Origin of the sequence: Psychrobacter celer, assembly GCF_016107555.1 — a bacterium.
GTDB lineage: Bacteria > Pseudomonadota > Gammaproteobacteria > Pseudomonadales > Moraxellaceae > Psychrobacter > Psychrobacter celer.
Genome location: NZ_JABASU010000001.1, coordinates 208,395 through 229,842 on the forward strand (window position 1 = coordinate 208,395; position 21,448 = coordinate 229,842).

At 48.5% G+C, this 21,448-nt stretch carries 15 protein-coding genes; 7 read left to right on the forward strand and 8 right to left on the reverse strand.

Translation table 11 applies throughout. The features are described from left to right. Positions 1–198: 198 nt before the first annotated feature. Complete coding sequence (locus tag JFC05_RS00880) at positions 199–1,128, forward strand: DUF2628 domain-containing protein (RefSeq protein ID WP_198335366.1); 930 nt, start codon at positions 199–201, stop codon at positions 1,126–1,128. Positions 1,129–1,243: 115 nt separating this feature from the next. Here the strand turns inward: JFC05_RS00880 and JFC05_RS00885 are convergent, their stop codons facing one another. The 8 genes from JFC05_RS00885 to gmk form a co-directional block, all read right to left on the reverse strand. Further along, positions 1,244–3,130: a monovalent cation:proton antiporter-2 (CPA2) family protein gene (locus JFC05_RS00885; protein WP_198335367.1), complete on the reverse strand. Its 1,887-nt coding sequence runs from the start codon at positions 3,128–3,130 to the stop codon at positions 1,244–1,246. 73 nt (positions 3,131–3,203) lie between these two features. Next, positions 3,204–3,908, reverse strand: a complete 705-nt coding sequence (locus JFC05_RS00890) for a hypothetical protein (protein ID WP_192996077.1) — start codon at positions 3,906–3,908, stop codon at positions 3,204–3,206. Between the two features lie 402 nt (positions 3,909–4,310). Next, the gene (locus JFC05_RS00895; protein ID WP_198335368.1) at positions 4,311–5,492 is read right to left on the reverse strand and encodes a cation diffusion facilitator family transporter; all 1,182 of its coding nucleotides are present in this window, start codon (positions 5,490–5,492) and stop codon (positions 4,311–4,313) included. A 311-nt stretch (positions 5,493–5,803) separates the two neighbouring features. Further along, entirely contained in the window at positions 5,804–8,080 is a 2,277-nt protein-coding gene (locus JFC05_RS00900; RefSeq protein ID WP_198335369.1) for a primosomal protein N', read from the reverse strand. Positions 8,081–8,563: 483 nt separating this feature from the next. Further along, positions 8,564–8,944, reverse strand: a complete 381-nt coding sequence (locus tag JFC05_RS00905; RefSeq protein WP_075100471.1) for a RidA family protein — start codon at positions 8,942–8,944, stop codon at positions 8,564–8,566. A 280-nt stretch (positions 8,945–9,224) separates the two neighbouring features. Beyond that, positions 9,225–11,423 (reverse strand): RelA/SpoT family protein, encoded by a 2,199-nt coding sequence (locus JFC05_RS00910; protein WP_198335370.1) that lies wholly within the window; start codon positions 11,421–11,423, stop codon positions 9,225–9,227. Between the two features lie 406 nt (positions 11,424–11,829). After that, complete coding sequence (gene rpoZ / locus JFC05_RS00915) at positions 11,830–12,090, reverse strand: DNA-directed RNA polymerase subunit omega (RefSeq protein WP_068403827.1); 261 nt, start codon at positions 12,088–12,090, stop codon at positions 11,830–11,832. A 191-nt stretch (positions 12,091–12,281) separates the two neighbouring features. Beyond that, on the reverse strand, positions 12,282–12,905 hold the full coding sequence (gmk, locus tag JFC05_RS00920) for a guanylate kinase (RefSeq protein WP_198335371.1): 624 nt from the start codon (positions 12,903–12,905) through the stop codon (positions 12,282–12,284). 328 nt (positions 12,906–13,233) lie between these two features. Here gmk and ispH point away from each other — a divergent pair, with 328 nt between their 5' ends. The 6 genes from ispH (at position 13,234) to JFC05_RS00950 (ending at position 21,385) form a co-directional block, all read left to right on the forward strand. Beyond that, complete coding sequence (gene ispH, locus JFC05_RS00925) at positions 13,234–14,190, forward strand: 4-hydroxy-3-methylbut-2-enyl diphosphate reductase (RefSeq protein WP_198335372.1); 957 nt, start codon at positions 13,234–13,236, stop codon at positions 14,188–14,190. A 1-nt stretch (position 14,191) separates the two neighbouring features. Next, entirely contained in the window at positions 14,192–14,443 is a 252-nt protein-coding gene (locus JFC05_RS00930) for a hypothetical protein (protein WP_198335373.1), read from the forward strand. A 152-nt stretch (positions 14,444–14,595) separates the two neighbouring features. Further along, positions 14,596–15,411 carry a thioesterase family protein gene (locus JFC05_RS00935; RefSeq protein WP_198335374.1) on the forward strand — a complete coding sequence of 272 codons (816 nt, stop codon included), beginning with the start codon at positions 14,596–14,598 and terminating at the stop codon, positions 15,409–15,411. Between the two features lie 367 nt (positions 15,412–15,778). Next, on the forward strand, positions 15,779–17,305 hold the full coding sequence (locus JFC05_RS00940; protein WP_276511250.1) for a catalase: 1,527 nt from the start codon (positions 15,779–15,781) through the stop codon (positions 17,303–17,305). Positions 17,306–17,608: 303 nt separating this feature from the next. Beyond that, complete coding sequence (gene htpG, locus JFC05_RS00945; protein WP_198335376.1) at positions 17,609–19,588, forward strand: molecular chaperone HtpG; 1,980 nt, start codon at positions 17,609–17,611, stop codon at positions 19,586–19,588. A 327-nt stretch (positions 19,589–19,915) separates the two neighbouring features. After that, complete coding sequence (locus JFC05_RS00950; RefSeq protein WP_198335377.1) at positions 19,916–21,385, forward strand: C13 family peptidase; 1,470 nt, start codon at positions 19,916–19,918, stop codon at positions 21,383–21,385. The last annotated feature ends 63 nt before the right edge of the window (positions 21,386–21,448 follow it).

Consider the following 21,448-nt stretch of genomic DNA (forward strand, 5'->3'; position numbering starts at 1 on the left):
CGTTTTTAGCGGTTTTATACGGTTATAGGAGATGAGAATAGATGTGACATCAAAGACGATAGTAAAGACTATCGCAATGATAAAGGGTATTAAAGTATCGAAAGACGTCAAATCGGTGTACACGGGTTTTCTATGCAGGGCAGTTGGCGTTATCATATAATAACGATTGATATTTTTTAAAACTTAGAGCGTACTTTCATGTTATTTATCGAAACGGATTCGCCACCACCGTTTTATCAAGAACAGCTCACAGCAGCCAAGCGCAGGCAGCTGGACAAATGGTTTATTGGCCATCGTAGCCAGCATTACTATCTAAAGCGCTTTGAGGAATTTGATGAGCAAGGGTATTTGTCGCCCAAATGGCACTGGGCGGCATTTTTCGTCACCTTTCCTTGGCTGCTATACCGCAAGCGCTATATGGACGCCATTGTCTATAGTGTGGCGGGTTGGTCGTTTATTCAGCTTAATGTGGCGCTGGTCTTGGTTGCGTTTGAGTTTGTGGCGATGTCTTATGTCCCTGATGCGTATCAGATGGCCACCCGTATCGGTATTGCCGCGGCTATCTGGCTGTTTTGGTCGTTTATGGTGGCGCGTTGGACGGATGCCTATTATTATCGTATGGCGCGTCGCGAGATTGCGGATGCTATCAATGACCATCCGCGTGATGAGGCGGCGCAAAAGGCGCACCTAAAAAAAGAAGGCGGCGTGAGCTTGTTTGGTTTGGGGCTTGGCTTTGGGTTTTTTGCATTTGCACTATTGGTGATTAAAGTGCAGTTTTTGCCTATCATTGCCAAACCAAAAGAAAACGCGGTGCTGTTTGATACTTATGATATCGCCAAAAACGCCCAAAATCGGGTGGCGCTGATCTATCAGCAGACTGGGCAGTGTCCTGTGAATCTGCCGCTTAGTACCGAGGATCAGCAGGTGCGCATGCATGTCGCCGCCCAAGCGCCAGGGGTGACCAATACCGATTGCGCCATCATTGCGACCATTCAAAACGTCAGATTTCCAGTGCGCTATCTCAATGATCAGACCTTGGTTTTTTATCATCTGCCAGATAGTGATGATTGGGCTTGCACCAGCTCACTCAATAAAAAACAAGCCCCCAAAAGCTGCCTAGCTGATTGATGCATGGATATCGGAGCAAAGGTGTGCTGTGCTATCGAGCGTGTATCCCAGTCAATGTCGTCAAAGTAGTCAAGGACAATGTTTTAAAGTGACAATGTTTTAGAATGACAATGCTTTAGGGTTTGGAATCAGCGGCGCTGGCATCTTGGTCATCGATAGGCGTTGCTTGACTCTTTAGTGGCTCATAAAAGTCAGTCAAATCCATCTTGCGCGCTTTATCGATATCTTCATCAAATAGACTCTCAAGCTCTGCCATGGCTGACTGCGCCGACTCGATCAGGCTGGCTTCGTCGCCATAAATGGCTTGCTGGCGCTCAATCAAGTCATCATCGTAATCACGGAATGTCTGCACCGTTTCTCGGGCTTTTTCTGGAGAGATACCCAGCAGCTGTAGCGACTCGCGCGACATATCTAACGACGACAGGTAAGTCTCGCGCCAAATATGACGTACGCCTACTTCACGCAAGCGATAATAATGCTGACGATCTCGCGCTCGTGCTAGGACGATCATATCGGGATAGTTTTTGCGCAAATACTGGGCGGTGGTGATAGAGCGCTCCAAATCGTCAATCGCCAATATAAACACCCGTGCTTTTTTGATGCCAGCAGCGCGGAGAATTTCAGGGTTTTTTGGGTCGCCGTAATAGACTTGGTTACCAAATTTACGCACGAAATCGACACGGTTGGCTGAGCGTTCAATGGCGGTAAATTCGATATTGTGCATGCGCAGTACGCGCCCGATAATCTGCCCGACACGGCCAAACCCTGCAATGATGACTTGGTGCTCATGATCAGGAATCGCATCGTACTCACGGCTGGGCTTGCTTTTGGCAAATAATGGCTCGCCGATTTTTTCTAGCAATAAAAACGCCAATGGTGTGAGCGCCATAGAGATGGTGACGATGAGGTTTAAGGTGTTGGCAACCTCAGAGCGCAAGACGTTTTGGGCGCTCGCCACGCTAAAGAGGACAAAGGCAAATTCACCACCTTGTGCCAGTGTCACGCCCAGCCTAATACTGGTTGGCCAGCGATTGCCTGAGACTTTGGCGATGGCGGTAATCACGGCAAACTTAATCACCATCAGCGCAATGGCGCAGCCAATAATAAAAATAGGCTCCGCTAAGATAAGCTTGACGTCTGTGAGCATGCCAACCGACATAAAAAACAAGCCCAAAAGCAAGCCTTTAAACGGCTCGATACTGGCTTCGAGCTCGTGACGATATTCAGAGTCTGCCAGCAATACGCCCGTCAAAAACGCGCCTAGTGCCATTGATAGACCAATCTGACCCATCAAAATCGACACGCCCATCACAATAAAAAGCGCTACCGCCGTGAGCAGCTCAGAGGCACCACTGGAGGCCACAAACTTAAAAAATGGACGTACCACATAACGGCTGGCAAAAATCAGACCCGCAAATACGGCAAACACTTTACCAAAATACAGCAGGTCGTAGCTTTGCTCGCGCACCCCTGACAAAAACGGAATGACCGCCAATAAAGGAATGACGGCGATGTCTTGAAACAATAAAATAGTAAAGGCTTCACGGCCATGAGTGCTAGAGAGCTGCTGCTTTTCGGTCAGTATCTGTAAGACAAAAGCGGTGGAGGAGAGCGCAAGGCCAAAACCGACGATAAAGGCAGTATCTAATGCCAAAGAAAAAAAGTGGTGCAAAAGCCACATTAACAGCATGCCAGTGAGGCCAACTTGCAGACCACCGAGGACAAAGATCGAGCGCCGTAGTGCCCAAAGCCGCGATGGTTGTAGCTCAAGGCCAATGATAAACAGCAGCATGACCACGCCAAATTCAGAGAAATGCAGCAAGCTCTCAGCGTCACCTGCCACATCCAAGCCGCTCGGCCCCAAAATCAAACCAGTAATGAGATACCCTAAAACTGTCGCGATACCAAATCGTTTACCAAGGGGTACAAACAGCAGCGCTGCTCCTAAGAAGATTGTAGCTTGTAACATCAAATTTGGTGAGCCGGCGGCGGCAGCGAACATCTGGTATCCTCAAATAGTGGCAAGGTCAAAGACATAATCAAAAACGTGGTCAAAAAAATATCAGAAACCTGCGTTATTTTTTGCGGTAAATTTTCCAAACGCCATTGTCGGCGATGGGGTTGTTGTAAGCATCGTTACGGCGCTTACGCGGAGTCTGTCTGCTATCGACCACTTTAAAATCAGGCAACGCATGGACGATAAGACCGGTACGATAAAAGCGTACGCGCTCAGGCTCCATCATCTCACCCTTACTATCGCGGCAAAATACATAAGCACGTAGGTCAATAAACTCACGATGCGCCACCAATCTTGCCTCGTCATCGTTATCAAATACTGCTGACATGCGCGCAGTCTCCTCGGCACTATAATCGCCGCATTTATCAATCAGGGCACCGACCGAGCCAAAGCTTTTGGATTCTTTGGCTCGGGTTTTGGTCAGATGCAGGCGCTGTACATGATAAATAAACTGCGGTATCTCAAGGCTGGCTGGCAGTGGCAGATAATCGGGCGGTAGGTTGGCTGCAGGATAAAAAGCCATCGCGCGCTCAAGTAGGGGCTGCCAACGCTGCTGGTAGGCCTGTACCTCGGCTAAGTTACCTTCGTAAATGGGCATGTCGCGGATCTGACGCAAGATATCAGGTGGAAACTGCTCGTCACGAAACTGAGCAATATCGTCTTGCAGCGTCGATAGCAAAACTTTGGCGTGTTTTTTGCCCTCTTTTGACGTTGGGTTGTCAATATAGTCTGGGGCGACAAAGGGCGCGGAACGTCTAGACATAAGATCACATCGTCAAGGAATCGGTTAAAAAGTACAACTCAGTGTATCTGCCATGGCAAATTAATCAGTAAATAGCAGTTTATAATTATTATAACCATATAAACGCCAATAAAAGGTTTTTTTTAAATAGGATAAGTAAAGTTTTGCTAGAAATTGTTGAGATGGGTTGGCGGTGGTGGAGGTAATGGGTAAGTGATAAGCAGAGTAGGTTATTTTTAACCCATTTAGGTGATTGTCGATTAAATGGAGGGCATGTCTCGAATGGATCGTGCTGGCGGTGGTATTTGCTCACTGTCTAAATACCATCGTTAATTGACGCCGTTTTCTGTTTTTTTTAACTAGGGCGTGTTGAACATTCACAAATAGTCTCTGTCAGTGTCATGGTTGAAGGTTCAACACGGCCTAGTGACTGTGCCCGATATGGTTATTCACAGAGCTTTGCTGCTCTGATATGTCGCAGACCAATGCATCGCTATGGGCGCTGGTCTGCGGGTGTGGCAAGCTTTCAACCTGAATGGTGGCGTGATGAATACCAAGCGCAAGCAAACCTTGCTCAAGATTGGCAATCAATACGCTGGCATCCGAGATTCTCATATCCCCATCGACCATCACATGGCAAGATAGCGCATTTAGCCCGCTGGTGATGCTCCAGACATGCAGGTCGTGAACTTGTTTTACTTGTGGATGAGCAAGCAGCTTGTCTTCGACATCTACCAGCGATATGCCTTCTGGCGTACCCTCCATCAAGATATGTACTGAGTCGCGCACCACGCGATAACCACTTACTAAGATAAGTATGGCGACGATCACCGACGCTGCGGCATCGGCCCAAACCCAGCCAAACCCCATCATCAGTAAAGCGGCGACAATAGCGGCGACAGAGCCCATCAAATCACTTAATACATGCAAGTAAGCGCTTTGCATATTGAGGTTGACAGGCTCTTTGGAATCATTGCTTTTATTTGCTTTTTCTTTATTTACTTTATCTTCATTTGCTCCATGACTGTGGGTGTGCCCATCGCTGCCGCTACTACCACGATGCATCAGCCAAGCGACCAAGATATTAACCAGCATACCGACCGTTGCCACAATCAGCATACCTTGGGTAGCAATCTCAGGCGGTGAGTTAAAACGTTTGATCGCTTCATAAAAAATCATCAAAGCGATAATTACCAGCGTTGCACCATTGACGGTGGCCACGATAATCTCAAAGCGTTTATAGCCAAAGGTCTTTTGATGAGTGGCGGCTTTTTCGCCGATTTTAAATGCCATCAACGTCGCACCAAGGGCGATGGCGTCGCTGAGCATGTGTCCTGCATCAGAGAGTAACGCCAAGCTGCCTGTCAGTAAGCCACCAATCGCCTCGATAAACATATAGCCTGTGATGATCACAAAGCTAATCAGTAACGTACGCTGATAGCCTTTGGTATCTCTTGGCGCGGTGTTTTGCTCTAGGTGAGTGTCATGATCATGAGCGTCTTGATTGCCAGCAGTATAGTTACTATCGTTGTTTTTATAGACATCAATAGGCTCACTTGGAGGCAAATGCTTATTTTGCTTATGACTGGCATCTTCTTGACTCATAACGTTACTCAAATTTATTAAGACTTATGGTAAATAACTTCAAGGATTAATGATAAATCTAACATAGCCGCGTATTAGAAGCTGTAACGACGAGGTAAAAATGCAGCCAGTAAGCTATGGTCGATTCACTGCAAAAATGACATCGTGCTACTGGTATAAATTTTCCTTGTGTGCTGTTATTACAGAGGCTGCGCAACATTCATTCCAGTAGCACTCTTCAATTTATCACCATGTTATTTTGAACTGACTATATATACGTTTAGGAGCCTAAGAATAATAAGAGGAAACGGTGATAGGTTTGAGGTGTCAGCCTACCAGCCGACAGGGTCGATATCTAAAGTCAGTTTTAGATATTTAGCGCTGGGTAGCCCCAGTACGGGTTGCCACCAGTGGTTCAGTACTTGGTGGAGCTGTCCGCGCTCTTTGGCGATGAGGAGTAGCTGGGCATGGTAGCGGCTGTTTTTTTTGCTCATAGGGGCATCGATGGGCCCGAGCACGGCCAAATTGTGGTTACTGGGCAAGATAGCGATGGCATCTTTAAGCGCTTGCATGGTGGCGGCTAGGGTTTTGCCTTCGCAGCGAATCAGCGCGGCATGGGTATAAGGCGGCAGTCCCATCATTTTGCGCTCTTGTAGTAGATCCCGCGCAAATGACAGATAGCCGTCTTTTACCAGCTTTAGCAGTAGCGCGTTGTCAGGCTGTAGCGTCTGGATCAGCACGCGTCCAGCCTTGTCGCCGCGTCCTGCTCGACCGGCGACCTGAATCATCAGCTGCGCGGTATGCTCAGGCGAGCGAAAATCCGCGGACAAAAAGCCGCGATCGGCGTTGGGCAAGCACACCAAGGTAACGTTTGGAAAGTGATGACCTTTGGCGACCATCTGCGTGCCAACCAAGATAGCAGGATCACCTTGATTGATACGCTGATAAATATTTTCCCAGCTGTCTTTGCGCCTTGTGGTATCACGATCGATTTGAATAATCGGGTATAGGACTTTGCTGGTTTGCGGATTGGCAAAAATCGCGTGCAAGTTTTCGCTAAGCCTGGTCGTGCCTATACCTTTGGCATCCAAGTTTTGACTGCCGCAGTCAGGGCACACCGCTGGAATGTAAGCTTGCCAGTCGCAGTGGTGGCATTTGAGATAGGCATTACTGCTGTTTTGGCGGCTATAGTGTACTGTTAAATGCGCATCACAGCGTGGACAATCTGCTTGCCAGCCGCAAGCTTCGCACAATAAGACAGGTGCGTAGCCGCGCCGATTTAAAAACACCAGCACCTGATCGCCAGCTTCTAGGGTTTGCCGTATTGCCCCAATCATGGCGTCTGTCAGTCCAGTATCGTAGCGGGCGCCGTCGTCCGTTGTCTGCTGGTGCGTACTTTGCAGACGCGCATCGATAAGCTGCATGGGCGCAGGTTTGGCATTGCCTGGCCGTGTCGATAGCTGACATTCTATGAGTTTGCCATCATCGACCAATTTTAGGTGCTCAAGCGAAGGGGTGGCGGTGCCGAGTATGACAGGGATGTTGTATTGCACGCCTCGATAAAGCGCGACATCTGCGGCGTGGTAGCGCAGGGTGTCTTGCTGCTTATACGAGCCATCATGTGCCTCGTCAACGACAATCAACCCTAAATCGGCAAAAGGATAGAGCACTGCTGAGCGTGTACCAATGATGATTTGAGCGTGTCCTATGCGGCAGTCTTGCCAGCCCTGCAGGCGGTGGGTGTTGTTCATGCCAGAGTGTAGCAGCACGATATCTGCGGCAAAACGGCTGGCAAAACGGGCGCGCGTCTGCGGTGTCAAGCCAATCTCTGGCACCAAAATCAAAACCTGTTTGCCCGCCTCAAGTACCGCTTGCATGACTTGTAAATACACTTCGGTCTTACCACTACCAGTAATGCCGTTTAATAAAAAACCAGTATAATGGCCAGCTTTGTGAGCGGCGATGATGGTGCTGACCGCCTGTTGTTGCTCGTCATTGAGATCAAGTGGCAGTTTGGCCAGTTTGACAGGCGTCGGTGCTTGTTTTGGCTCGATATAGCGCTCGATGAGTCCTTTTTCTTCCAGTGTTTTTAAAAAAGGCCGCTGCATGCCTTCTAATAATAAAACGTCTTCGCTGGCACCGCGCTCGCCGTGCAATTTGAGCATATCAAACTGCTGTTTTTGTTTTTTGGCATTGGGATGAAAGTCGTCATCAGTGATGTTCGGCAGTATGCGCCAGTGCGTGATCAAAAGGTCTAGCGGTTTGCCTTGACGCACCAGCGTCGGCAAGATCACGCCAAACACATCGCCCAGTGGATAGTGATAGTAGCGTGCCAGCCAGTAAGCAAGCTTTAGCATCGCCGCGTTTAAGATAGGCTCGTCATCCAAGCATCGATAGATAGATTTGAGCTTATTTAGTGGTACGCTGCTATCGGCGGCAGCGATATGAGCAACCACGATACCGATAAGTGTCTGGCGACCGAAAGGAACTTCGACACGGCTACCGATTGCTGGACGCGCGCTAGGCTCAGCGGTGGCCTGCGTAGCTGCTGGCAGACGATAGTCAAATACCCGGTAAAGGGGCACAGGTAGAGCAACTTGTACCAACATAAAAGGCGTCGCCGTCTTATTAGAGAAATATCATTGCCACAGACGATGATTTACATGGTCGGCATAGGCAGCGTTAGGTACTAAAGTCGAAATAACGCCGCATTAACCAAAAATATTTGAATATTTAATAGGGCGTGTTGAACATTCACAAATAGGCACTGCTGATCGCTAAAATTGTTCCAGACAAGGCGCAAAGCGACGATAATGCAGATGCCTTAGCTAGATTTGCAACGCAGTATGGCGCAATTTTAGCATCAGCCGTAGGGACAGGACTCTTTTTTGCCGCTTCCTTGGTAAAAATAGACGCTTAGAGCGACTAAGCTTACTATTTTTACCTTCGAATCGTCTAAAAAATAGTCTCTGTCAGTGCCATGGTTGAATGTTCAACACGCCCTAGACTCTATTCAGCTATTCACTGCTAAAAACCAATAAGCTTAGCAGGGTGCTAAGCTTATCGTTACAACACAGATCTGAGAGGTAGGCTTACTCAATATACATGATGGCTTCGATCTCAACCACGCCGCCCTTTGGCAATGCGGCGACTTGTACCGCTGCGCGCGCTGGGTATGGCTCGCTTAGGTTGGCGGCAAACACATCGTTGAGCACGGCAAAGTCGCTTAGATCGGTCAAAGAAACGTTGAACTTCACCACGTCACTTAAGCTACCGCCAGCAGCTTCACAAACGGCTTTTAGGTTGGCAAATACTTGCTTGGCTTGTGCTTCAAAGCCTTCTTTTAGCTCCATGGTGTCTGGGTCAAAACCCAGCTGACCTGAGACATAGACAGTGTTGCCAACTTTGACGGCTTGTGAGTAAGTGCCAACGGCGGCAGGTGCTTTGTCTGTCTGGATGGTTTGACGAGTCATAGGATATCCTTGTTATCTGTTGTTAGATGGGTTTATCAGTTGGGTTTTGAGCATACAGTGGCAGCCTGTACTGTCTTGCTGCAAGCTGCCCAGTTTAGCATTGTTTACTGCTTTCTAAAAACCTCTGAGCATCGCGCCGCGTTTTATAATTTGCCGCGTCATCAAAAGCCGTCAAAAGCTGCTTGTGCGATCGTCAATCCAATATAAACACGACTTGATAGCCATGTGTCTGATTTATTTGGATTGACGACAGAGCGACACATCTGGCCGCTACTCAGCGCTATAGCTGATATAGACGGATAATATTGGGGAAGCCGAGTAATGAGCGCAGCTCGCGGATACCCTGCGCTAAGTGGTTGCGGCTACGTACCACGATATGGAGGATGGTATCGCTGCTGCGAACATCGATTTTTTCGACGCCTATATTGAGCTGGCGCAAGTGATAAATCACTTCACTGATTTGCTCATCGCTCAAGGCGATAGAGAGTTTAAGATAAGCGGGGAAACGAACTTTACCGTTATTTTTGATCCCCGTCTCGCCCGCCTCGCTTTGGTTGACAGCTTTATCGCTGCGCCAACGCAGTTGAATGACCTGATAAGGATTGTCTTTACGAATGTCATCAAGTGAAAAACACTTATGACGATGGACGACCAGACCGTGGCGCGATAAATGACCGACGATAGGGTCGCCGTAGATCGGATGACAGCAGTTGGCAAAGTTGATCTCAACCCCTGAGGCGTTGACGATCAGCTGCTGCGGCTGGGTCATGTCATCGCTATTCTCTTTCGCGTGTAGGTCGTTGACTTCGTCACTAAATAAACGGGTAACGACCAGCTGCGGCAGCAATGTGCCAGAGCTGATTTGCTCAAATAAGGTGTTTTTTTCTGTCAAACCGCGCCATTCAGTTAGGTTTTTCCAGTCGCTGTCTGTCAGATCGTCAAGGCTTTTTTGATAAGTCTTAAGCGCGCGATCTAAGGCTTGCTTTCCGTGATGCTGTTTGTCAGCGGCGGACAAGTCCTTAAACCAGCGCAATATCTCTTCACGGGCCTTGTTGGTGGCTACAAACCCAAGCCACTCTGCTTTTGGCTCTGAGTGGTTATCGACCTCGATTTCAACCAGTTGGCCATTTTTGACCACCGTGCCCAGTTTGGCTTTTTTGCCATCGATGTTGGCACCGACAGCGACGTTGCCGACCATCGGGCCGACAGCATAAGCAAAGTCTAGGGCGGTGGCGCCTTGCGGCAGCTCGTAGGCTCGGCCTTTGGGGCTATAACAAATGATTTTGCTAGAGTGTAGATAATCCATCAGCTCGTTAATGGTAGAGACGGCCGCCGAAAAGTCAGGACTGCCATCATTTAAGCTGTCTTCTTCGACCAAGTCCTTCATGTTACGCAAGGACGCTTGAATGACCGATTGACTGACATCAGAGGCGTGCTCAGCACCGATGACTCCAAGCCTTGCCGCGCTTTGCATTTGCTTGGTCAAAATCGTAACTTTGACCACGTCATTGTCGCGCTCGTAGATGAGCGTCAGCGACTGATTGCCACCTGGCAGCGGGCGGCGAATATTATCAGCAATATGGGTGTCGTCGATTTGGTATTTTTTGATCAGATAATAGGCGAGCTTATCGCAAGCTTCGATATTGTCGAGTACGATCTCAAACGCATAATGACGCAATAGCGCACTGATTTCGCCGCGGTTGCGAAAAAACTGTCGGTAAATCACCACGCGGTTGTCCAAGACCTTGACCAGACCGTTTAGATCTAAGTTATTTAACACGATACTCAGATAGCGATGAATGGCTTCTCGTTGAAAATTGCGCCCCAAGCCGTGCTGCAACAGCTTATCTGAGAGCTTGTTGTACATCTCAGAGTCAAGATTGCGATAGCACAGTACCTCGATATAATCGGCGATGTCATTGAGACCCATTAGCCGCGCAAAGGGCACATAAAAATCCAGCGTTTCTTGTGCGGTGGTGCGCTGTTTTTCTGGGCGTACCGCATCCAATGTCGACATGTTATGCAGGCGATCTGCCAGCTTGATGATCAATACTCGTGGATCTGCGAGGGTCGCGGTCAAAATCTTATGAAAAGTGGCGGCTTTGTTTTCTTGTTTATTGTGTGCCGAGGATTTGAGCTTGGTGACACCATCGACCAATCTGGCTACGGCTTTGCCATAGCGCTCGGCGATCTGCTCATCAGTGACCTCAGTATCCTCCACCGTATCATGCAAAATCGCCGCAATGATGGTATCTCGATCCAAGCGAAAACCTGCCAATATCTCAGCGACTGCAATAGGGTGGGTGATATAAGGCTCCCCTGATTTGCGCTTATCCTTGATATGGGCGATGTCACCAAACTCACAGGCATCAATAACATCACGGCGCTCGTCGGCAGTGAGGTAGCCTACTGAGCGAAATAAGTTATATTGAGCATCATCGACTAGGTGATGACTGAGTTTGGGCAAGGTTTGAATCATAAAGTGACGATCCTATATTTGATGACGGGGTTTTATGACCAGTTTTTATGGCTGCTTTTTATGGCCAGTTTTTATGACTAGGCAACTGCGATAACAATCAATCATCGATCAAGATAAGCGGCGGCTGACAAAATATGAACTCGCTATAGAAAACGTGAGTGAACGCCGTGCACCTTCTAATTAATCGTAAATCGCATTCAATGTCAACAGCTAAGCAAATCGCGCGGCAAAAAATCTAAAAATTCCCACTCAGTGGTATATTTTGGGGTCTCAGTGGTTATTACAACTGATACAACCAAAAAACCACAGCCTATGCTGTGGTCTCTTTTGTCATGATGATATGACGGCTTTTGGGGTATATATAGCCCACCTTAATCTGGTTGGTCTAACAAACCATGATTAAAGATTAAAAGCTATGATCACCTGACAGGGCTAAGTCTAATGAGCTGGTTGCAAAGTTATGCTCTGGCTGATTTAAAATATCGCGGGTGATTTTGCCAGCAGCAATCTCACGTAATGCCAAAACCGTTGGTTTGTCATTATCGACATCAACCATTGGCTCAGCGATACCTTTGGCCAATTGACGGGCGCGCTTGCTTGCGACTAAAATCAGCTCAAAGCGATTATCTACGTTATCTAAACAATCTTCAATCGTCACTCGTGCCATAAATAGCTACCTCGGTTGTTTTTATTAAGCGGCGAGGATGGCCGCCACTCAATAAAAATAATATCAAAAATATATAAAGGGGGATAGCTAGACATTATAGCATTTTTTGCCCCGCCGCGTCGTTGCTTTTTTATCTCTACATCATAAAATCTGGCACGCCGCCCTTTTAATGTGTTAATTTGTCTGACGTTTTAGTCTGCCTGAGTGCCGAGCAAATTGGCAATGGTGCGATGGTAGCGCTGCTGCTGGCGGCTTAGGGTCTGCCTGTCAGCGACGATAATGGCCTTTAGCTCAGTCAATGCCACCTCAAAGTTGTCATTTATAACCACATAATCAAAATGGACGTACTGCGCCATTTCCGTCACTGCACCGGCCAAACGCTGCTCGATGACCTCCATCGAGTCTTGCGCGCGTGTCGATAGACGCTGACGTAGGGTGTCGATACTAGGCGGTAAAATAAAAATCATCACCGCGTCCGTAAAGATTTTTTTGACTTGTAGCGCCCCTTGCCAGTCAATCTCTAAGATGACATCGACACCTGCGTTTAACTGCGCCCGTACGCTTTGCTCTGAGGTGCCATAATAGTTGCCAAACACCTCGGCATGCTCCAAAAACTGATTGTCATGGATGGCGGCGACGAATTTGTCGACATCGGTAAAGTGGTAATGCTGACCATCGACCTCGCCTGGACGCGGCGCGCGCGTGGTATGTGACACACTGACAGTCAAGTCATTGGTGGTAGCCAATAGCTGTTTTACCAGTGAGGTCTTGCCAGTACCTGAAGCGGCGGTGATGATAAATAGTGAACCTGTCATACAGTGTGTCCTAGTAGCGAGTGCCCTAATAAATATAAAAAGCTGGTAAAAAGAAAAATCGCCATCATTTATGGCGATAGCAGGGTTGATTGGTACCGTGATAAACAGCTGTTACGCATAATAAAGCACCTGCCCATCAGTAGGCGGTAGTCACATGACTACCACCTACTAACTGTGACCGGCGCAGGAATTTCAAAGGCAATAAAAGCAAATTATGCTACAGTAACGCATGGGTTTTATCCCAAACCTTCAATCAAAGCTTACTCCAAGCTGTTGTGAGACGTTTTATATAGTCTGAAATACAAATTATCTAATGATAGGCCTTTTTATGCAAATTTATCTTGCCAATCCGCGGGGATTTTGTGCTGGTGTCGATCGCGCTATTGCGATTGTCAACGAAGCATTGACACGTTTTGAGCCGCCCATTTATGTCCGCCACGAGGTGGTACATAATAAATTTGTGGTCTCAGACTTGGCCAATCGCGGCGCGGTATTCGTTGAAGAATTGGATGAAGTACCAGATGGCTCCATCGTTATCTTTTCAGCACACGGGGTATCAAAGGCGGTCGAGGATGAGGCTGAGCGCCGCGATTTGACGGTATTTGACGCCACTTGTCCGCTCGTCACCAAAGTGCATATCGAAGTGGCAAAGTTTGCACAAGAGGGCATGGATGCTGTGCTGATCGGCCATGCTGGACATCCAGAAGTCGAAGGCACTATGGGGCGATTTAACCGTGGGCATGGCGGTCAGATTCATCTGGTCGAAAACGAAAGTGATGTGGCTGCACTCAATGTCCAAGACGCTGAGCGCCTAGCGTTTGTCACCCAAACCACACTATCGATGGATGATACCGCGCGCGTCATCGATGCACTGCGCGATAAGTTTCCAAGTATTCAAGGCCCGCGCAAAGACGATATCTGCTACGCCACCCAAAACCGCCAAGATGCGGTCAAAGACTTGGCGAGCCGCTGTGAAGTGGTGTTGGTCGTTGGCTCACCAAACTCATCAAACTCCAACCGTCTGCGCGAGCTGGCCGAACGTATGGATTGCCGAGCGTATCTGATAGACAATGCCAGCGAGATGGACAAAAGCTGGCTGGAGGGTGTGCAGAGTATCGGGGTGACGGCTGGTGCCTCAGCGCCGGAAGTCCTGATCCAAGAAGTACTAAAGCAGCTACAAGACTGGGGTGGCGATTTGCCAAGCGAGCTATCGGGTATCGAAGAAAACGTGACGTTTAGCCTGCCAAAAGCACTGCGCATTCCGGTCACTCAAGTAGGCAAGTGATATGAGTCAACAGCAGCCAAAAACAAAGTTTGTCTTAGCAGAAGCCACGCTAGATGAGATCAACAAGCAGCTAAAAATCAATACCTTTGTCACCATCGTCTTGGTGCTGATGCTGCTACTCAATACCGCTCAGTTTATAAAGGGTTATAGCGTCTTATATGGCGTACTGATTGCGGTGATGGCGTTTTTTCTATTTATCATGGTCAAGAGTCGTATACTGCTGACCATGCAAAAACAACGATTGAGCAAATAACGTATGCTTATCGAATCCGGCAACACGTTACTCCAACCAAGCTCATATAAGGTATACGTCGACGATAAGTCAGGCAAGATCAGCCAGACAGTTTGGGGTCATAAATAGTGTACTTTAAATAAAAAAGAGAATCGAAAATATTAAGGAAAATTATGTCAGCGTATTACAAATTGGTCAAACGCGAACCATTGGCAGAGGGCGTCAGTGTCGCGCATTATCAGCCGACCCAGCATGCCCAAGGCGCGTGGAATGAGCACGAGCAACATATGGCACCAGCCACTGGGGTACTGAGCGCTGAGCTGCAAGGGTATGCGCCGCAAAAAAACATGCGTATTGCTCGTATTAGCTTAGATATTTTGGGGCTGATACCGCTTGATGAGTTTACCATCACCACGCGCTGTATTCGCCCAGGTAAGACCATCGAGCTTGTCGAGGCGGTAATGAGCAGCCGTGGTCGAGATGCCATTATTGCTAGGGCATGGCGACTGCTGACGCAAGACACCAGCGCCATCGCTGGCATTGAGGATCAACCAGCACAGCATAAGCCTGAAACGTTGCCTGCTTGGGAGGATATGAAAGGCTGGCCGGGCGGCTTTATCGAAAGTGTGCGCTTGGTGGCCGCTCCAGATCGCCGAGAAGGTCGCGGCATGGTTTGGATAACCAACGAGGTCGAGATGGTAGAGGGCGTACCCACTGATGATATGGTGCATCTGCTGGGCATGGTCGATACTGCCAATGGCGTGGTACCAAGACTGGGTTTAGGGCTGTCAAAACTAGAGTGGATGTTTCCCAATACAGACCTGCAAATCCATATGTACCGTGTCCCTAAAGGTCGCTGGCTCGGTATCGAGGCGGTACAGCAGTATGGCGCTGATGGTATCGGGCTGACCAGTGCTGTGCTCCACGATGTGCATGGTCCCTTTGGTCGTAGCGAGCAAATACTGACCATCCGCCCGATGCCGCGCTAGTATAAAGGAAGGTAAGCGAGCATAGGTAAGCGAGCATATACGCCGCATTCGCGACCATGCTAACTATGCTGATCATATTAACGAAGGCAAGGCAGAGCCAGAACCATGCCGATTATCGCAAAGCCTTCCATAGTTCTGAAAAATAAAATGAAATAATGTGATTAATTGATTATACAAAACAATATAAATCAGTTGTAATAGTAATCAAGCAAAGGCTAGGTAAGATAACTGCACAGGCAGGTTACTATGAACAAAATTTATCTGAACAAGAATCACCGATTTTCAAACAAACTGACGAGGATTCTAGACGTACTGCTAGAAGCGTATTCAGTATAAGTTTGGCACTTTCATTTGTTTTTACAGGAGTATGACCATGAGTGATAAAAAATGTCCTTACGCCCCAACCCAATTGACCATGGGTAATGGCGCACCAGTCGCTGACAACCAAAACAGCATGACCGCAGGCAAGCGCGGCCCATTATTGGCTCAAGATATCTGGCTCAATGAAAAGCTTGGCAATTTTGCCCGCGAAGTGATTCCAGAGCGCCGTATGCATGCCAAAGGCTCAGGCGCGTTTGGTACCTTTACCGTGACCAACGACATCAGCAAATATACCCGCGCGGCTATTTTCAGCGAAGTGGGCAAAAAAACCGAGATGTTTGCGCGCTTTAGTACTGTGGCAGGCGAGCGCGGCGCGGCCGACGCAGAGCGTGACATTCGCGGCTTTGCTTTGAAGTTTTATACCGAAGAGGGTAACTGGGACATGGTCGGTAACAACACGCCTGTGTTCTTTTTGCGCGACCCACGCAAATTCCCAGATTTAAACAAAGCGGTCAAACGCGATCCACGTACCAACATGCGCTCAGCGACCAACAACTGGGATTTTTGGACTTTATTACCAGAAGCCTTTCACCAAGTCACCATCGTCATGAGTGATCGCGGCATCCCAGCCTCGTACAGACACATGCATGGCTTTGGCTCGCACACCTACAGCTTTTGGAATGAAGCGGGCGAGCGCTATTGGGTGAAGTTTCATTTCCGTACGCAGCAAGGCATCAAAAACTTAACCGATGACGAAGCTCGTGAAGTCGTCGGTATGGACCGCGAAAGTAATCAAAAAGACTTATACGATGCTATCGAAAAAGGCGATTTTCCGAAGTGGAAAATGTACGTGCAAATCATGCCAGAAGCTGAGGCAGATACCGTCCCTTATCATCCGTTTGACTTGACCAAAGTATGGCCGAAAGGGGATTATCCGCTTATCGAAGTGGGTGAGTTTGAGCTTAACAAAAACTCTGACAACTATTTTGTCGATGTCGAGCAAGCTGCGTTTGCACCTAGCAACCTAGTCCCAGGTATCAGCGTCTCACCAGACAGAATGCTCCAAAACCGCTTGGTAAACTACGCTGATGCCCAGCGTTACCGTGTCGGTGTCAACCATCAGCAGATCCCTGTCAACAAACCGCGTTGCCCTGTGATGAGCAACCACCGTGATGGTCAAGGCCGCGTCGATGACAACTATGGCAGCCGCCCACACTATGAGCCAAACAGCTTTAGCCAGTGGCAGGAGCAGCCTGATTATGCCGAGCCACCCTTAAAGATTGATGGCGATGCGGCGCACTATGATTTTCGCGAAGACGACAGCGACTACTTTAGCCAGCCACGCGCGTTGTTTCATTTGATGAGTGCTGAGCAGCAGCAGGTCTTGTTTGATAATACCGCCAGAAACATGGCAGGCGTGCCAGACTTTATCCAGTATCGTCATATTCGCAACTGCCACTGGTGTGACCCTGCGTATGGCGAGGGCGTGGCCAAGGCTTTGGGCTTGAGCGTCGAAGATGCGATGGCTGCCCGTGACGCTGATCCAGCGCGTCATCTGCCAAGCTGTCTATAAGCCGCGACGCATCGCTTGGCGCGCCTAGAGGTGGCAAGCGAGGCAATGCCACTCAATGCTAAAAAATCATAAAAACCGCTTAAGTCAACTTAGGCGGTTTTTTTGTGGACGATTTTTATGGCCAATCTTGGTTTTTGCGGTATTTTGGCTTGAAATTTTTGCCTGTGCCCCTATCTGATTAACCAGCCTAACAGTATTTATCGCCCAGCCTTTATGGCCAGAGATGCCATACTGTTGGTATTGGAAATTTGTGATTCACCGCTGCTGATGACAGCATCTTTGGTATGAATAATAGGAGTTTTTATGAGTGAGCAGACCCAAGTGGACAATCAAAGTTCCGCTGATGTAAAAAAACACAGTTTTGAAGCAGAAGTCGCCCAGCTACTGCACTTGGTGACCCATTCGCTATATTCTAATGCCGATATTTTCGTTCGTGAGCTGGTCTCTAACGCCTCGGACGCTTGTGATAAGTTGCGCTTTGAAGCCACCAACGATGACAGCCTTTATGAAGACGACGGTGAGCTTAAAATTCGCATCGATATCGACACCGAGGCCAAAACCATCAGCTTTATCGATAATGGTATCGGTATGAATGAAGCCGATGCCATCGAAAACCTAGGTACCATCGCCAAATCAGGCACCAAAGCTTTCTTAGATAAGCTATCTGAGTCGCAAAAACAAGACGGTCAGCTGATCGGTCAGTTTGGGGTGGGTTTTTATTCAGGGTTTATCGTGGCCGACACCATCACCGTTGAGTCGCGCAAAGCTGGTGAGCCTGCCAATCAAGGCGTTCGCTGGGTATCTGATGGCACGGGAAGCTTTACGGTTGAGACCATCACAAAAGACACTCGCGGCACCCGTATCACGCTGCACTTAAAAGAAGAATACAGTGAAGGTGAAGACAACTACCTAGACCGCGGAAAGATCAAGCGTTTGGTCAACAAATACTCAGATCACATCAGCTTGCCGATTCAGATGCGTAAAGAAGTTTGGCAAGAAGATGTCAAAGAGGAAGGTGCGGACGAAAATGATAGTAGCGACGCACCAGCCGGCGGCCAGATGGTCTTGACCGATGAGTGGGAAACCATCAACAAAGCCAGTGCGCTGTGGACACGCTCAGCATCTGAAATCGAAGATGATGAATATGTCGATTTTTATAAAAACATCACTTATGACATGGACGATCCGCTCACATGGACACACAACCGTGTCGAAGGCCGCGTGCAGTATACCCAGCTGTTATATATTCCTAAAAAAGCGCCGATGGATTTGTACACACGCGAGCAGCAGCACGGGCTAAAGCTGTATGTCAAACGCGTCTTTATCATGGATGAAGCAGAGCAGCTACTACCGATGTATCTGCGCTTTGTCAAAGGGGTGATCGACTCTGCTGACTTACCACTGAACGTCAGCCGTGAGCTGTTGCAAGAGTCACGCGATGTAAAATCTATCCGTGATGGTAACGCGCGCCGCGTACTGACTTTGCTGGCGAGCCTTGCCAACAGCGAGGACAGCGACAAGCAAGAAAAATTTGCGCAGTTCTATAGCGAGTTTGGCGATGTCATCAAAGAAGGTCTAGGCGAGGACATGGGCAACCAAGCGCGTATTGCCAAGCTGCTGCGCTATGCCACCAGCACCAATGACAAGGTCGAGACCAGCTTTGAGGACTATAAAGCGCGTATGAAAGATGGGCAAAAAGCCATCTACTATCTCACGGCAGACAACCTCGCTGCTGCCAAAAACAGCCCGCAGCTTGAGCTGTTTAAGAAAAAAGGCATCGAAGTGATCTTGATGACCAGCCGTGTTGATGAGTGGGCGATGAACTTCTTGACCCACTTTGATGACACGCCGCTACAAAACATCGCCAAAGGTGCGGTAGATTTGGGCGATTTGCAAGACGAAGAAGAAAAAGCGGAAGCGGAAAAGGCGCAAGAGGCCATGAAGCCAGTCGTTGACAAACTAAAAACGACCCTAGGCGCACGTGCTAAAGACGTCAAAGTCTCAACGCGTCTGGTCGACAGCCCAGCGTGTTTAGTGGTCGGCGAAGGTGAGCTCTCCCCGCAGATGATTCAGATGCTCAAGCAAATGGGTCAAGAGGTGCCAGAGAGTAAGCCCACGCTTGAAGTCAACCCAGAGCATCCATTGATCAAAAAACTAGAAACCAGCGAGCAGTTTGATGAGCTGGCGCAAGTGATTTTTGATCAAGCACTATTGGCCGACGGTGGTCAACTTGACGACCCAGCCGCGTATCTAAAACGCGTCAACGAGCTATTGATGAAGTAAACACGACTGATATCAGTGACTAATAAAGGAGGTCTTGTACTCAAGGCCTCTTTTTTTATATGTTTTTATGTAAATATAGCCGAATTTTACAAATCAGCCTTATCCTCTTAGGCGACAATTCGTTACAATCGCGATAGATTAGCGCGCTAAGCTGTTTGGCTGGGTTTTTTATTTTTAACCCTGTTTTATCGTCAATTAGGAATAAAACTGCTGTCGGTACACCGTACAAACATTAGGGCGTGTTGAACATTCAACTGTGGCACTGACAGTAAAGCGTGCTATCCTTGATTTGCGTTATTTCTCTCGACTGGCTAGAGGTCTAAGTCTTTGTCACTTGCGTCGTTAAAAACCGTATCGCTTCAGCGTTTTTCGCTCAATTTCGCGGCCAATATCATTGCAACCTTATGGATGCTAGTAGGCTCAACGCGGGCGTTTTCTTGGGTCAAGCCTACGTTTATACAGTTTGCTGTTTTTGCGCTATTGGCGCTGGGCAGTAATGTGCTGTTTTCGTGGCTGGCAGCCGAAAATGGCAGCGTGTTTAATGAGCAAGGACTGGTCAGCTATCTTATTTGGCCGATGATTATTTTGCTCGGTGGTATCATCTTGGCGCGACGAGCGAGCAATCAAGCCTTGGTGTTTGTGCCCGTGGTGCTATGGCTGGTCGCGGATACGTTATCGGCGCTGCTACAAAGCTTGGTACAGTTTTTGGGCGGTCATGGCTGGCTACCTGACTGGAGCTATTCGTTTTTACCTATTTTATTTTTGCTGCTTTTTTTGTGGCAGACATTGGCATTGCTTTGGATATTTTCGCGGCGTCTGCGTATTCCGTGGTGGGAGCGTATCCTTGTGCTGCTCGGTGCGGTGGCGCTTTTGACTATCTGGCAGCGTAACGTCGCTGATCAGCCAATATTTAAACAAATCCCTATCGAGCCTGTGCTAGAGGAGGCGGCGCTCTATAAGCAGCCGCGTTTGCTCCAAAACGCTCTAAACAGTATCGATCCGGGTATCACGGGCAAAACCGACTGGTATTTTATGGGTGTGGCGGGGTTTTCTGAGCAAAATGTATTTCGCTCGGAGATCAATAAAGTCCGTGAGCTGTTTGATGTGCGGTTTGGTACCAGTGGTCGCTCGCTTGCTTTGATTAATAATACTTATAGCTGGCTAGATGAGCCGGTGGCGACCAAGACTAGTATCTTGCGCGGGCTAAAAAAAATTGGCCAACAGATGAATACCGATGAAGATGTGCTGTTTATGACGCTCTCATCACACGGCACCGAAGACCTGATACAATTGGCCAACCCGCCGCTCGCCATGGAAAACCTCGACGCGGCATGGCTGCGTGAGGCACTGGATGCGTCTGGTATTCGCTGGCGAGTGATTGTGCTCTCGGCTTGTTACTCAGGCTCATTTATCGACGAGCTGGCGTCGCCGACTACAGTGGTGATTACCGCCTCAGCTGCTGACAAGATGTCGTTTGGTTGTACCAACACCGCTGAGATGACTTACTTTGGGCAGGCGTTTTTTGCCGAGAGCTTGCGTAGCAATACCAGCTTTGCGGCGGCCTTTAAAGACGCAAGGCGGCGGGTTAGTAAGCGCGAAAACCTGATGGGCTTTGAGCCCTCTGAGCCGCAAATGGCCATCGGTAGTCTAATGGAGACGGCGCTGCCAGCCTTTGAGCAAGTGCTGTTTGATAAAACGCGGCCGCCAGTGGCACGCATTATAGACAGGGCTGGCATCGATACCGCACCTAAAAACGCTGCCCGTCCAGCAGTCGCCCCTATTGATGAGATACGTTGATCTTATCAATATAAAACAGCATGGCCCATGTATTCTCTCGTTAAGCGTCATATATTTGACCAG